Here is a 12,110-nt window from a genome sequence, read left to right as displayed (position 1 = left end):
GGTCAGAGAAGTTTACGTGCTGACAGAGGACAACGAAACCCCCAATCGCCGCAGGAGTTCGATAAGAGATCCGAGTTGGCATTGGCGCGAAGATGTTTATAATGCGGCCGCGTGATGTCGAAGCAGGAGAGCAGGTGATGAGAAAGAGCAGAAATGAAGTGGCACGCTGGAGAATGTTGCGCCAGGTGCATCGCCGACGCGCCCGCTGACTGGAAGGCCAGTCGCGTCGCTACAGTCGTATTCATGCGATTCGCCAGCAGCTGGCGCAGCAGCAGCGCCGTTCGATTCTGTTCATCACGCAGAATATCTGATCAGAGCCGCCGCAAGGGCGGCTTTTTAGTGTCCCTTCGAGACCAGCACCAGATTCACCAGCTGCACCGCTGCGGCGATAACGATCAGCATGACAATCAGGTGTTTTTTCTGCTTCCAGCCGTGACGACGCCAGAGCAGCAGCGCACAGGCAATCAGAACCAGGACCAGCGCCAGCAGCGCAATAACCAGCCATTGCATAGCGGTGACTCCGTTAGAGAAATAAAAATGGCTTCGGCGCGGACGCGGAAGCCATCAGGACAGAACCGGGCGAACAGTCAGAAAACGCGTTTGAACGGTTTTACCGAGACGTTTTTATAGACGCCAGCCGCGATATAGGGATCGGCCTCCGCCCAGGCCTGCGCGGCTTCCAGCGAGCTGAACTCCGCGATGATAGCTGAGCCGGTAAAACCTGCGACGCCCGGATCGTTGCTGTCGACGGCCGGCATTGGCCCGGCAACGATCAGACGGCCTTCATCCTGCAGCAGCTGCAGGCGCGCCAGATGGGCAGGGCGCACCGAGGTGCGTTTTTCCAGAGAATCAGCGTTATCTTCGGCGTAGATGATGTACAGCACTTGAAAGCCCCCATTGGCTCATCATATTTTCGCAACACGGTAAGGGATCGTAAATAAGAGTGCAAATGAAAGATGGTGTAATGTATGAGGCGGAGCAGGTTAGTTTAAAAAACGGCAATATCTGTCCATTTTTCAGCAGTTATTGAAACTGATTGCTATTTGCATTTAAAATCGTTGCTTCATTCTTTGACTGCGACCGCTATGACCACGTTGACAATGCTCATTCAAAAACGTACGCCTGTTTCTGTGCTGCTCTCTGTTGTCCTGCACGGTGCAGTAATTGCCGGCATTCTCTATGCCTCGTTTCACCAGGTTATCAACGTACCCAAGGAATCGCAGCCGATCAGCGTCAGCCTGGTCGCGCCGGAAGTGCAGCCTGAACCCGCGCCTGTGGTAAAGCAGCCGCAGGCAGAGCCGGAACCCCAGCCTGAGCCGGAGCCGGAACCTCAGCCGGTACCGGAACCGCCTAAGGCCGAGCCGGTGCCGATTCCTGTGCCGCAGCCTAAGCCGAAGCCCAAACCTAAGCCCAAACCTAAAGTTGAGCACAAGCGCGAGTTAAAACCGCGTCAGGAGGCGAAGCCGCAGGAGAATCCATTTAATCAGGACGCGCCCGCTACGCAGACGAAACCGACGACCGCACCAAAATCGAACCCGTCGCCTGTACAGTCGGTCTCGCAAGGGCCGAAGGCGATCAGCGTCTCGAAGCCTGGCTATCCCGCGCGCGCGCTGGCGCTGCGCATTGAAGGGCGAGTACAGGTGCAGTTTGACGTAGGCGATGACGGCAGGGTGGAGAATGTCACTATTCTTTCCGCGCAGCCGCGCAATATGTTTGAGCGCGAGGTCAAACAGGCGATGAAGCAGTGGCGCTATCAGCCTGGCCGTCCCGGTAAAAACCTGAAGATGAATATCGTCTTCAAAATCAACGGCGGCACCAGCATCGAATAAAAAAAGCGGTCATCTGACCGCTTTTGCCTTACTCCGCCGGTTCGAGATTCGCGCGTCCCGGCGGCAGCGGGCGCGATTTACCTTCACTATCCACGGCGACATAAATAAACACCGCTTCGGTGGCGCAGTAGGTCTGACCAATAGGTTCGGAAGAGACCTTCTTGATCCACACTTCTACATTGATGGTCATCGAACTGTTGCCGGTGCGTATACAGCGCGCGTGGCAGCTCACCACATCGCCAACCGCCACCGGCTTCAGAAACGACATGCCGTCAACGCGTACGGTGACGACGCGTCCTTCGGCGATCTCTTTCGCCAGAATAGCGCCGCCCATATCCATCTGCGACATCAGCCAGCCGCCGAAAATGTCGCCATTAGCGTTGGTGTCCGCCGGCATCGCCAGGGTACGCAAAACCATTTCGCCTTGCGGCAACTTATGTCTTTCGCCCATTGCTCAACTTCTTATGCAGGTGAAGGCGCGCTGCGCCCGTCATGCCCGGTCTGGCCGGGCCTCGTTTATTTTTCTTCTTGTTGCGGCATCTGTCGCCAGATGTAGAGTCCGCTAAGCAGGGTAAACAGCAGAGTGAGCGCGGTCAGACCAAACACTTTAAAGTTAACCCAAAAGGCTTCGGGCAACCAAAACGCCACGTAAATATTCGCCAGGCCGCAGGCGAGGAAAAAGAGCGCCCAGGCGACGTTGAGGCGGCGCCAGGTGATTTCCGGCAGCTTAATCTCTTTGCCCAGCAGGCTTTTGATTAACGGCTGCGCCATAAAGAACTGGCTGTAGAGCAGCGCCAGCGCGAACAGGCTGTAGATGACGGTCACTTTCCATTTAATAAATTCATCATTATGGAAAACCAGCGTCAGGGTGCCGAATATCGCCACCAGCGCGAAGGTAAAAATGGTCATCTTCTCCAGCTTACGATAGAGCACCCAGCTTGCCACCAGCGCAAGGCCGGTAGCGACAATCAGCGCGCCGGAGGCGACAAAAATGTCGTAAAGCTTATAGAAAATAAAGAAGACCACTAATGGAAGGAAATCGAGTAACTGCTTCATAGTCATTCCAGTTCAGCTAACACAGTAAAAAGCCGCGCGCCCGGAGAGGCGCTGCGGGCTTAACGGACCAGCATATAAAGCCGGAAAAGATAGATAATCAATAGCGCGGAGATCAGGTTGCCGATAGCGGTGATTGCAACGGCCAGCACGTTATCCGGCAGCGCCGTCAGCGAGGAAGAGGCGAACAGCAGCACCATTTTCGCCAGCAGCCAGAGAATAATTGCCGGAGCGATCAGCTTAACGTTCTTCCATGCCAGACGGCAGCTGCCGCGCATCGCGGCCAGAATGCCGCTTTTTTCGTTCGCCAGGATAACCGGCGAGAGCGACAGCAGTATCGCCAGAATAATGCCCGGCACCATCACCACCATAAAGCCCAGCTGCACCACCAGGGTAATCAAAAACGTCTGCAGCAGCAGCTTCGGCAGCAACGGCGCAGCGGCGCCGATAGCGCGCAGCGCGCTGACGCGTTGTCCGGCGGAAACCATCGAGATCAGGCAGAGCATGCCGCCCAGCAACAGCGTATTGCCGATCAACGCCGAGAAGGTGCCGGCCGCAGAGGCGCGTAGCAGGATACGCTGCTGATCCGGCGACATATTTTGCACCAGTTCAAACAGCGAAGAGGCGCTGGTATCGCCCTGCTGGAGCTGGGCCAGCTGGTCGCCGCCCGGGGTAAAAGCGTGCACCAGAATGACCGTGATAAAGGCCGTCAGTAACGACATCAGCACGATGGTCAGCAGCTGGTGGCGGAAAAAATTTCCTGTGTCACGGTATAACGAGCTTGCCGTGATAGACATGTACACTCCTTGGTGGAACCGGGTTGATTAACCCGGCGATTGTACATGGTCTGGCCCGGCGCTGGCACCCGCAGCGAGATAACTTTCTGTCATGGAAGGTAAAGAAGGGTGAAAAAGCGGCGGCAGGCCGTGGCGAGCGCGGGCGCGATCGCAGGCTTCATTATGAACGCCGTTTTCGCCCGACATGGCGAACTCGCGGCAGGGCGAAGGGCGCTGCTCATAGATGCTACAGGAGACGCAGCCGCCAGGTTCGCCCTGCAGCGCCACACAGCGCGGCTCGCGCGCGTTGGTGCCGCGCATATTGCGCATCAGCAGGCTTAAGGGTTCAGTGAGCTCAGTCGGGACAACGCCGCCGGCGTCATCGGCTTCGGCCCAGTAAAAAGAGACGCGAAAGTGGGCGCAGCAGGCGCCGCAGGTCATGCAAGGGTTGGAATTATCGCTCATTTGATCGCCCGCCACTCCTGAGGCATCGAACCAAAATCAACACGGGGAAAAATCAAAATAATCACGCCAATGAATTTCTTCAAGCAAAATTTCAGCTGAGCCCTCCCCGCCAAAATTGATCTGAATCAATCCATTGTTTTTTAAACGCTTTATTACAGTTGATTCAGGTGCATTTTTTGTTAAATCGCGTTAGAACGTTGCCCACAACGTCACACCATAATTCCCTACGTTTATTTTGTGCAAAGGAGCGATCATGAAACTGACAAAATGCGCTTTATTACTGGCAATGGCTTTACCGCAGCTGGCACTGGCTCATGAAGCGGGTGATTTCTTTATGCGCGCGGGCAGCGCGACGGTTCGTCCTACCGAAGGCTCTGACGACGTCCTGGGTATGGGCGGCTTTGACGTCAGCAACAATACCCAGCTCGGCCTGACCTTTACCTATATGGCGACCGACAATATCGGCGTCGAACTGCTGGCCGCAACGCCGTTCCGTCACAAGGTGGGGCTTGCCTCTACCGGTACGCTGGCGACGGTGCGCCAGCTGCCGCCAACCCTGATGGCACAATATTATTTCTTCGACAGCCGCAGCAAAGTGCGTCCTTACGTCGGCGTCGGCGTTAACTACACCACTTTTTACGATGCCGATTTCAACCAGACCGGCCGTGATGCCGGGCTGAGCGACCTCAGCGTGAAAGATTCATGGGGCGTGGCGGGACAGGTCGGCCTTGACTACCAGATCAACCGTGACTGGATGCTGAACGCCTCGCTCTGGTATATGGATATCGATACGGAAGTGAAGTTTAAGGCAAACGGACAGAAACAGAATATTGATACGCGCATCGACCCCTGGGTCTTCTTTTTTGGCGCGGGTTACCGCTTCTGATAAAAAAGGCCGCGAATCGCTCGCGGCCTTTTGCTTTTCTGCGTTATTTAATCTGCATATTGTTCACAACAGACTTCACGCCTTTCACGGTACGCGTCACTTCTACCGCATGGCTGGCCATCTGCGGTGAGCTGACGAAGCCGCTGAGCTGCACACGACCCTTAAAGGTTTCGACGTTGATCTCACGCGACTTAAGCTGATCGTCATTCAATAGTTCTGCTTTGACTTTAGTGGTGATCACCGTATCGTCAATATAACCGCCGGTGCCTTCCTGCTTTGCGGTAGGCGCACAGGCGCTCAGCGTCAGCGCGACTACAACGGCGGCCAGTGCGCCTGAAAGGACTTTAAACAGTTTCATTGCTTCTCTCCCTGTCTCAAACAAGATGCGTCGTTCCCATAACGGCGCAAAACAAGTGTGGGTGGGAAAAATGAAAGCGGCAACGTTGGAATGTAAAAAAGAGTGAAAAATCATGCCCTATCCGCAGACAGGGCATGAAATGTTCAGCGGGTGGCCGCTTTAAGGCTGCTGACGAACGCGGTCAGCTTCGCCAGCATCTCTTCCGGCTGCGCATGATACTGCTCGATAATTTTCACAATAGCCGAGCCGGAGATGGCGCCCGCCGCGCCCGCGCCGATCGCCTCTTTAACCTGCGTCGGTTCGGAAATACCGAACCCCTGCAGCGGCGGTGCGGCGTTATATTCGCGCAGCTTGTTGATCAGGCGCTGCAGCGGCAGGCTGCTGGCGCGATTTTCCGCGCCGGTCACGCCTGCGCGCGACAGCAGATAGGTGTAGCCGCGGCCGTGAGAAGCGACTTCGCGCAGCAGCTCATCGCTGGCGTTGGGCGGACAGATAAAGATCGGCGCGATGCCGTGACGCAGCGCTGCCTGACGGAAAGGCGCCGACTCTTCGACCGGCACATCCGCCACCAGCACTGAATCCACGCCCGCCTCGGCGCAGCGCGCATAGAAGGCGTCGATGCCGTTGGTGAACACCAGGTTGGCGTACATCAGCAGGCCGATGGGCAGATCGGGGTATTTCTGGCGCACGCTGCTAAGTATCTCGAAGCACTGCGCGGTAGTGGTGCCGGACGCGAAAGCGCGCAGGGTGGCGTTCTGAATCGTCGGGCCGTCCGCCAGCGGATCGGAGAAGGGGATACCCAGCTCCAGCGCGTCGGCGCCGCCCGCAACCAGCGCGTCGATAACCTTCAGCGACAGCGCCGGCGAGGGATCGCCCAGCGTGACGAAGGGAACGAACGCGCCTTCTTTGCTGGCCTGTAAACGCTTAAACAGCTGTTGATAACGCTCCATCAGATTTCTCCCTGCGCAGTCAGAATATCGTGAACGGTAAAGATGTCTTTATCGCCGCGGCCCGAAAGGTTCACCACCAGCAGCTGCTCCTTCTCCGGGTTCTCGCGGATCATCTTCAGCGCGTGGGCCAGGGCGTGCGAGGACTCCAGCGCCGGGATAATGCCTTCCGCGCGGCAAAGCTCTTTAAAGGCGGAGAGCGCTTCATTATCGGTAATCGACACGTAGTCGGCGCGGCCGGTGCTGTTGAGATGCGCGTGCTGCGGGCCGACGGACGGGAAATCAAGCCCGGCAGAGATAGAGTAGGACTCTTCAATCTGGCCCTCTTCGGTCTGCATCATCGGCGCTTTCATACCGAAATAGATGCCGACGCGGCCATGCTTGAGCGGTGCGCCGTGCTCACCGGTCTCAATGCCGTGACCGGCCGGTTCGACGCCGATCAGGCCGACGCTTTCATCCATAAGAAAGTCGGCGAACATGCCGATCGCATTAGATCCCCCGCCGACGCAGGCGATAACCGCATCCGGCAAGCGCCCCTCTTTTTCCAGAATCTGCGCTTTGGTCTCTTCGCCGATCATGCGCTGGAACTCGCGCACAATGGTCGGATAGGGGTGCGGGCCCGCTGCGGTGCCGAGCATATAGTGCGCGGTTTCATAGCTGCCAGACCAGTCGCGCAGCGCCTCGTTACAGGCATCTTTCAGCGTCGCGGAGCCGCTGTGCACCGGGATCACTTCCGCGCCCATCAGACGCATACGGAAGACGTTTGGCGACTGACGCTCAACATCTTTCGCGCCCATATAGATGCGGCACTTCATACCGAGCAGCGCGCACGCCAGCGCCGAGGCGACGCCATGCTGGCCCGCGCCGGTTTCCGCGATGATTTCGCTCTTGCCCATGCGCTTCGCCAGCAGCGCCTGACCCAGCACCTGATTGGTTTTGTGCGCGCCGCCGTGTAGCAGATCTTCGCGCTTAAGATAAAGGCGGGTTTTAGTGCCTTTTGTCAGGTTGCTGCAGAGCGTCAGCGCCGTCGGGCGTCCCGCATAGTTTTTCAGCAGGTCAGTGAATTCCGCCTGAAAGGCAGGATCTTTCTGCGCCTCGACAAAGGCCGCTTCCAGCTGGCTCAGCGCCGGCATCAGGATCTGCGGCACATACATGCCGCCAAAGTCGCCAAAATAGGGGTTCAGTAGTGTCATGGTTTCATCTTCCTTAGGGGCCCGCCGCAGCGGACCTGACAAATCAGTAGGCGCGCAGCGTGCGGAAAACCGCCGCGATTTTGCTGGCATCTTTGATGCCGGGCGCGCTTTCCACGCCGGAGTTGAAGTCAAGGCCCGCGCAGCCGAGGCGCGCCGCTTCCACGCAGTTATCCGCGCTCAGGCCGCCAGCAAGCAGCACGTTGCTTAAGTCTTGGTCCTTGAGCAGTGACCAGTCGAAGCGCGCGCCGCTGCCGCCGTTGCCGTTATCGAAAACGTAGCGGTCGACGTGCGGCCAGTCGCGCGCGGGCAGCGCGTTTTGAATGCTCAGGGCTTTCCAGATAGCGATTCCGGCGGGCAGCGCGGCGCGCAGTTCCGCCACATACGGCTGGTCTTCATCGCCGTGTAGCTGGACGGCGCTGAGGTTAAGCGCGGTCGCTTTAGTGACAACGTCACTGACAGGGGCGTTGCGGAACACGCCTGCATAGCGCAGCGGCGCGCCAGCCATTACCTGCTGCGCCTGCTGCTCATCAATTCGGCGCGGCGAGCCTTCGGCGAAAATCAGACCGCCGTAAAGCGCGCCCGCTTCAAAGGCCGCGCGCGCATCTTCCGCTCGCGTCAGACCGCATACTTTATTGTCGCCCAGCAGCACGCGGCGCACCGCGCCCGCCAGATCCGCCTCTTCCATCAGCGCCGAGCCAATCAGGAAGCCGTTAGCGAAACGGCTCAGCTCGCGCACCTGCGCATAGTTATGAATGCCGGATTCGCTGATAACGGTCACGCCGTGTGACAGGCGGGACGCCAGCTGACGCGTACGGTTAAGATCGATCGACATATCGCGCAGATCGCGGTTATTAATGCCGACGACTTTTGCCTTCAGCGCAATGGCGCGCTCCAGCTCCGCTTCGTTGCTGACTTCAGTCAGTATGCCCATGTTCAGGCTGTGCGCCACGGCAGCCAGCTGACGATACTCGTCATCATTCAGTACCGACAGCATCAGCAGGATGGCGTCAGCCTGGTAGTGACGCGCCAGATAGATTTGGTACGGATCGATAATAAAATCTTTGCACAGCACCGGCTGCGTAATCGCCGCGCTGACGATCGGCAGAAAATCGAAGCTGCCCTGAAAATATTTTTCATCGGTCAGCACCGAGACGGCGGAGGCGTAGTGACGATAAATGCCCGCAATCGTCGCCGGATCGAAATCTTCGCGGATCAGTCCTTTAGAAGGAGACGCCTTTTTGCACTCAAGAATAAAAGCGGTACGGGCGCCCTGCAGTGCATCATAAAAGTTGCGGGATGCGGGCTGTACCTCATTCTGAAAGGACGCCAGCGGCTGCTGCGCCTTACGCGCCTCTACCCACTGCGCTTTATCCTGAACAATCTTCTCTAAAATCGTGCCTTGCATGGTTATCCTCTCGCTGCCAGAGCGACAACGCGCTCGTAGGCCTGTCCGCTGTGGATAGCCTGTCGCGCACGCTGCGCGTTTTCGCGCAAATCTTCATGACCGAATACTTTTAACAACATCGCCACGTTGACGGCAACCGCTTCCTCATGGGCCTGCTGGCCATTACCCTGAAGTAAACGGGTAAGAATGTCACGGTTTTCTTCGGGCGTGCCGCCAGCCAGCGCCTCCTTGGGATGAAAGCCGAAACCGAAGTCTTCCGGGGTCAGCTGATAGCGGGTGATTTCGCCGTCGCGCAGTTCGGCGACGTGGGTTTCGCTGTGTAGCGCCACCTCGTCCATTCCCCCGCCGTGTACCACCGCGGCGCGCTGGTAGCCCAGCACCTTCAGCGTCTGGGCGATCGGCAGCACCAGTTCGGGACTGTAGACGCCGATAACCGCCAGCGGCGGTCGCGCCGGGTTGATCAGCGGGCCAAGCACGTTAAACAGCGTGCGCGTTTTCAGCTGCTGACGCACCGGCATCGCATGGCGAAAGCCGGTGTGATACTGCGGCGCGAACAGGAAGCAGACGTTGAGATCGTCCAGCGCCGCGCGCGCCTGCTCAGCGGGCATATCCAGGCTGATGCCGAACGCCGCCAGCAGATCGGAAGAGCCCGACTTGCTGGATACGCTGCGGTTACCGTGCTTCGCCACTTTCAGCCCGCAGGTCGCGGCAACAAAGGCGCTGGCGGTAGAGATATTAATGCTGTTGCTGCCGTCGCCGCCGGTGCCGACAATATCGGCAAAGGCGTAGTCAGGGCGCGGAAAAGGTCTGGCGTCTTCCAGCAGCGCGCTGGCCGCGCCAGCGATCTCCTGCGGCGATTCGCCGCGCACCTTCATGGCGATCAGCGCGGCGGCGAGCTGGGTGGGCTCCAGCTGGCCGGTAATAATGGCGCTAAAGAGCTGATGGCTCTCGCCCTGCGTCAACGTCTGCGCCTGATAAAGTTTTTCCAGGATGGCATGCATGTTCATTCTCCCTGTGATGTCGCCAGCGCCCAGGCCAGCGTCTGCTCCAGCAGACGGGCGCCCTGAGTGGTCAGGATGGATTCAGGATGGAACTGGAAGCCGCAGACGCGATCGGCGTCGTGGCGTACCGCCATGACCATGCCGTTGTAGCTGGCGTTAACCGTCAGCTCCGCAGGCGTATTGCTGCCCACCAGCGAGTGGTAGCGCGCCACCGGCAGCGGATTGCTCAGCCCGGCGAACATCGCTTCTCCATCATGAGTAATGGCGGAGGCTTTGCCATGCAGGATTTCGCCTGCCTGACCGACATGACCGCCATAGGCTTCGATAATCGCCTGATGGCCCAGGCAGATGCCGATAATCGGCAGGCGTCCGCGCAGGGTTTGCAGCAGTTCCGGCATGCAGCCTGCGTCTTTCGGCGCGCCAGGGCCAGGCGAAAGCATCAGCACCGGGTTCTCCATACGCTGCAGACGTTCAGCCAGCAGCGCCGCCGGGACGTTGTTGCGGTAGATCACCACGTTGTGGCCGAAGGATCGCAGCTGATCAACGAGGTTGTAGGTAAAAGAGTCGATGTTATCGAGCAGCAGGATATCGGCCATCAGAAAATCTCCTTGCAGTGATGGGCGGTCGCGATAGCGCGCAGAACGGCGCGGGCTTTATTGCGGCTTTCGTCCGCTTCCGCCTGCGGATCAGAGTCGAGCACTACGCCAGCGCCGGCCTGCACCGTGGCGATGCCATCTTCTACCCAGGCCGAGCGGATCACGATGCAGGTGTCCAGATCGCCGTGTGCGGTGAAGTACCCGACCGCGCCGCCGTAGCTGCCGCGGCGCGTGCCTTCCGCCGCGGCGATCAGCTGCATGGCGCGTACTTTCGGCGCGCCGCTCAGCGTGCCCATATTCATGCAGGCGCGGTAGGCGTGCAGCACGTCGAGGTCTTCGCGCAGCGTGCCGATCACACGGGAGACCAGATGCATCACGAAAGAGTAGCGGTCGACCTTGGTCAGATCGGCAACATAGCGGCTGCCCGGCACGCAGATACGCGCCAGATCGTTGCGCGCCAGGTCCACCAGCATCAGATGCTCCGCCAGCTCTTTATGGTCGGTGCGCATCTCCAGTTCAATACGGCTGTCGAGATCGCGGTCAAGCGAGCCGTCAGCGTGGCGACCGCGCGGGCGCGTGCCGGCAATTGGGTAGATTTCGATCTGACGCGTGACGGCGTCATATTTCAGCGAGCTTTCCGGCGAGGCGCCGAACAGCGCGAAATCGCGATCCTGCATAAAGAACATATAGGGGCTGGGATTGCTGTTCTTCAGCGTCTCATAGGCGGCGAGCGGCGACGGGCAGGGCAGCGAGAAGCGGCGCGACGGCACCACCTGGAAAATCTCGCCGAGGCGAATCGCTTCCTGCATCTGGCGCACCGTATCGCAATAGGCTTCGTCGCTCTGGCTGACGCTCAGGGTCATCTGCTCAACCGTCTGAACCGGCAGCGCAGGCGCGGGCTGCAGCATCTGGCCGTGTAGCTGTTCGATGCGGCTCTGCAGACGCTGGAATTCGCTGGTGGACGGGCAGAACAGGCTTGCCTGCAGCGTGGCGCTGCGCGTCTGATGATCGAGCACCAGCAGGGTCTCTGCCAGGTAGAAGCAGTAGTCTGGGCAGCGCTGCTGGTTCTTCAGCGCGGGCAGCTCTTCAAATCCCGCTACCAGGTCGTAGGCGAACAGGCCGCCGAGCAGCATCGCTTCGCGTTCGTCAGCGGGCGAGTTTACCAGGTGGGGGATCAGGCGCAGTGCGTCAAACACCGACAGCGCCTGCAGGCGGGAGTCCTCATCCTGTACGGCGTCAGCAGAAGGAAAATGCAGCTCGCGGCCATCCGGGCGCGCCTCGATATTGACGCTTTCGGGCAGCGCGGCATCCAGCAGCGGCAGCAGCGCGCGGCCATTTTCGGACAGGGCCTGCACCGTCACGCAGGATCCCAGCGCGCTGACGCGCAGGGCGCTGTCGACAATCAGCAGGCTTTTCAGGTTACGTTTGCTGTCGATATCCGCCGACTCGAGCAGCAGAGTTGCCGGACGTGCGCCGCATAACTGGTGAAACACTGCGGCCGGATCTTCGCGGTAGGGCGCGGTGCCGGTAATCAACTTCAATGTAGGTTTCGCATTTGGCATGGTGGTCTCTCTGAAATTCGCCTAAAAAAAAGCCCGCTT

The 12,110-nt window shown here is 58.9% G+C and carries 13 protein-coding genes and 2 pseudogenes; 3 read left to right on the top strand and 12 right to left on the bottom strand.

What is annotated here, in order from left to right:
- Positions 1 to 137 precede the first annotated feature (137 nt).
- Positions 138 to 311 (top strand): annotated as a pseudogene (locus MHZ89_RS20265) (YciY family protein).
- 25 nt (positions 312 to 336) lie between these two features.
- Here MHZ89_RS20265 and MHZ89_RS20260 read toward each other — a convergent pair.
- Positions 337 to 510: a hypothetical protein gene (locus MHZ89_RS20260; protein ID WP_311784461.1), complete on the bottom strand. Its 174-nt coding sequence runs from the start codon at positions 508 to 510 to the stop codon at positions 337 to 339.
- Positions 511 to 587: 77 nt separating this feature from the next.
- Complete coding sequence (locus MHZ89_RS20255; RefSeq protein ID WP_120454027.1) at positions 588 to 884, bottom strand: YciI family protein; 297 nt, start codon at positions 882 to 884, stop codon at positions 588 to 590.
- A gap of 201 nt (positions 885 to 1,085) precedes the next feature.
- On the opposite strand from MHZ89_RS20255, the gene tonB reads away from it, so the two are divergent.
- On the top strand, positions 1,086 to 1,829 hold the full coding sequence (gene tonB / locus MHZ89_RS20250) for a TonB system transport protein TonB (protein ID WP_311784460.1): 744 nt from the start codon (positions 1,086 to 1,088) through the stop codon (positions 1,827 to 1,829).
- A gap of 28 nt (positions 1,830 to 1,857) precedes the next feature.
- Here the strand turns inward: tonB and yciA are convergent, their stop codons facing one another.
- The 4 genes from yciA to MHZ89_RS20230 form a co-directional block, all read right to left on the bottom strand.
- The gene (gene yciA, locus MHZ89_RS20245) at positions 1,858 to 2,280 is read right to left on the bottom strand and encodes an acyl-CoA thioester hydrolase YciA (RefSeq protein ID WP_103795988.1); all 423 of its coding nucleotides are present in this window, start codon (positions 2,278 to 2,280) and stop codon (positions 1,858 to 1,860) included.
- 65 nt (positions 2,281 to 2,345) lie between these two features.
- The gene (locus MHZ89_RS20240; protein WP_311784459.1) at positions 2,346 to 2,885 is read right to left on the bottom strand and encodes a septation protein A; all 540 of its coding nucleotides are present in this window, start codon (positions 2,883 to 2,885) and stop codon (positions 2,346 to 2,348) included.
- A 59-nt stretch (positions 2,886 to 2,944) separates the two neighbouring features.
- Positions 2,945 to 3,679 (bottom strand): YciC family protein, encoded by a 735-nt coding sequence (locus MHZ89_RS20235; protein ID WP_311784458.1) that lies wholly within the window; start codon positions 3,677 to 3,679, stop codon positions 2,945 to 2,947.
- A gap of 27 nt (positions 3,680 to 3,706) precedes the next feature.
- Complete coding sequence (locus MHZ89_RS20230; protein ID WP_311784457.1) at positions 3,707 to 4,123, bottom strand: YkgJ family cysteine cluster protein; 417 nt, start codon at positions 4,121 to 4,123, stop codon at positions 3,707 to 3,709.
- 253 nt (positions 4,124 to 4,376) lie between these two features.
- Between MHZ89_RS20230 and ompW the strand changes: the two genes are divergently transcribed.
- A complete protein-coding gene (gene ompW, locus MHZ89_RS20225) occupies positions 4,377 to 5,009 on the top strand; it encodes an outer membrane protein OmpW (protein ID WP_311784456.1) in 633 nt (210 codons plus the stop codon).
- Positions 5,010 to 5,052: 43 nt separating this feature from the next.
- On the opposite strand, the gene MHZ89_RS20220 is transcribed toward ompW, so the two are convergent.
- The 6 genes and pseudogenes from MHZ89_RS20220 to MHZ89_RS20195 form a co-directional block, all read right to left on the bottom strand.
- Positions 5,053 to 5,367 (bottom strand): BON domain-containing protein, encoded by a 315-nt coding sequence (locus tag MHZ89_RS20220; protein WP_311784455.1) that lies wholly within the window; start codon positions 5,365 to 5,367, stop codon positions 5,053 to 5,055.
- A gap of 143 nt (positions 5,368 to 5,510) precedes the next feature.
- Positions 5,511 to 6,317, bottom strand: coding sequence for a tryptophan synthase subunit alpha (gene trpA, locus MHZ89_RS20215; RefSeq protein ID WP_311784454.1), 807 nt, complete (start codon positions 6,315 to 6,317; stop codon positions 5,511 to 5,513).
- Entirely contained in the window at positions 6,317 to 7,507 is a 1,191-nt protein-coding gene (gene trpB, locus MHZ89_RS20210; protein ID WP_311784453.1) for a tryptophan synthase subunit beta, read from the bottom strand. The genes trpA and trpB overlap by 1 nt, the downstream gene beginning before the upstream one ends.
- Before the next feature lie 43 nt (positions 7,508 to 7,550).
- Positions 7,551 to 8,912 carry a bifunctional indole-3-glycerol-phosphate synthase TrpC/phosphoribosylanthranilate isomerase TrpF gene (gene trpCF, locus MHZ89_RS20205; RefSeq protein WP_311784452.1) on the bottom strand — a complete coding sequence of 454 codons (1,362 nt, stop codon included), beginning with the start codon at positions 8,910 to 8,912 and terminating at the stop codon, positions 7,551 to 7,553.
- Positions 8,913 to 8,914: 2 nt separating this feature from the next.
- Positions 8,915 to 10,509 (bottom strand): annotated as a pseudogene (trpD, locus tag MHZ89_RS20200) (bifunctional anthranilate synthase glutamate amidotransferase component TrpG/anthranilate phosphoribosyltransferase TrpD).
- The gene (locus MHZ89_RS20195; protein WP_311784451.1) at positions 10,509 to 12,071 is read right to left on the bottom strand and encodes an anthranilate synthase component 1; all 1,563 of its coding nucleotides are present in this window, start codon (positions 12,069 to 12,071) and stop codon (positions 10,509 to 10,511) included. The pseudogene trpD and the gene MHZ89_RS20195 overlap by 1 nt, the downstream one beginning before the upstream one ends.
- Between the last annotated feature and the right edge of the window lie 39 nt (positions 12,072 to 12,110).

Origin of the sequence: Pantoea sp. ACRSB, from assembly GCF_022346905.1 — a bacterium.
Taxonomy (GTDB): Bacteria; Pseudomonadota; Gammaproteobacteria; order Enterobacterales; family Enterobacteriaceae; genus Pantoea; species Pantoea piersonii.
Note: the sequence above shows the minus strand (reverse complement) of the source record. Positions and strands in the feature narration are given on the sequence as shown.

Coding starts and splice junctions, on each gene's coding strand:
- MHZ89_RS20260 (WP_311784461.1), bottom strand. CDS start 510: ATGCAATGGCTGGTTATTGCGCTGCTGGCGCTGGTCCTGGTTCTGATT.
- tonB (WP_311784460.1), top strand. CDS start 1,086: ATGACCACGTTGACAATGCTCATTCAAAAACGTACGCCTGTTTCTGTG.
- yciA (WP_103795988.1), bottom strand. CDS start 2,280: ATGGGCGAAAGACATAAGTTGCCGCAAGGCGAAATGGTTTTGCGTACC.
- MHZ89_RS20240 (WP_311784459.1), bottom strand. CDS start 2,885: ATGAAGCAGTTACTCGATTTCCTTCCATTAGTGGTCTTCTTTATTTTC.
- MHZ89_RS20235 (WP_311784458.1), bottom strand. CDS start 3,679: ATGTCTATCACGGCAAGCTCGTTATACCGTGACACAGGAAATTTTTTC.
- MHZ89_RS20230 (WP_311784457.1), bottom strand. CDS start 4,123: ATGAGCGATAATTCCAACCCTTGCATGACCTGCGGCGCCTGCTGCGCC.
- ompW (WP_311784456.1), top strand. CDS start 4,377: ATGAAACTGACAAAATGCGCTTTATTACTGGCAATGGCTTTACCGCAG.
- MHZ89_RS20220 (WP_311784455.1), bottom strand. CDS start 5,367: ATGAAACTGTTTAAAGTCCTTTCAGGCGCACTGGCCGCCGTTGTAGTC.
- trpA (WP_311784454.1), bottom strand. CDS start 6,317: ATGGAGCGTTATCAACAGCTGTTTAAGCGTTTACAGGCCAGCAAAGAA.
- trpB (WP_311784453.1), bottom strand. CDS start 7,507: ATGACACTACTGAACCCCTATTTTGGCGACTTTGGCGGCATGTATGTG.
- trpCF (WP_311784452.1), bottom strand. CDS start 8,912: ATGCAAGGCACGATTTTAGAGAAGATTGTTCAGGATAAAGCGCAGTGG.
- MHZ89_RS20195 (WP_311784451.1), bottom strand. CDS start 12,071: ATGCCAAATGCGAAACCTACATTGAAGTTGATTACCGGCACCGCGCCC.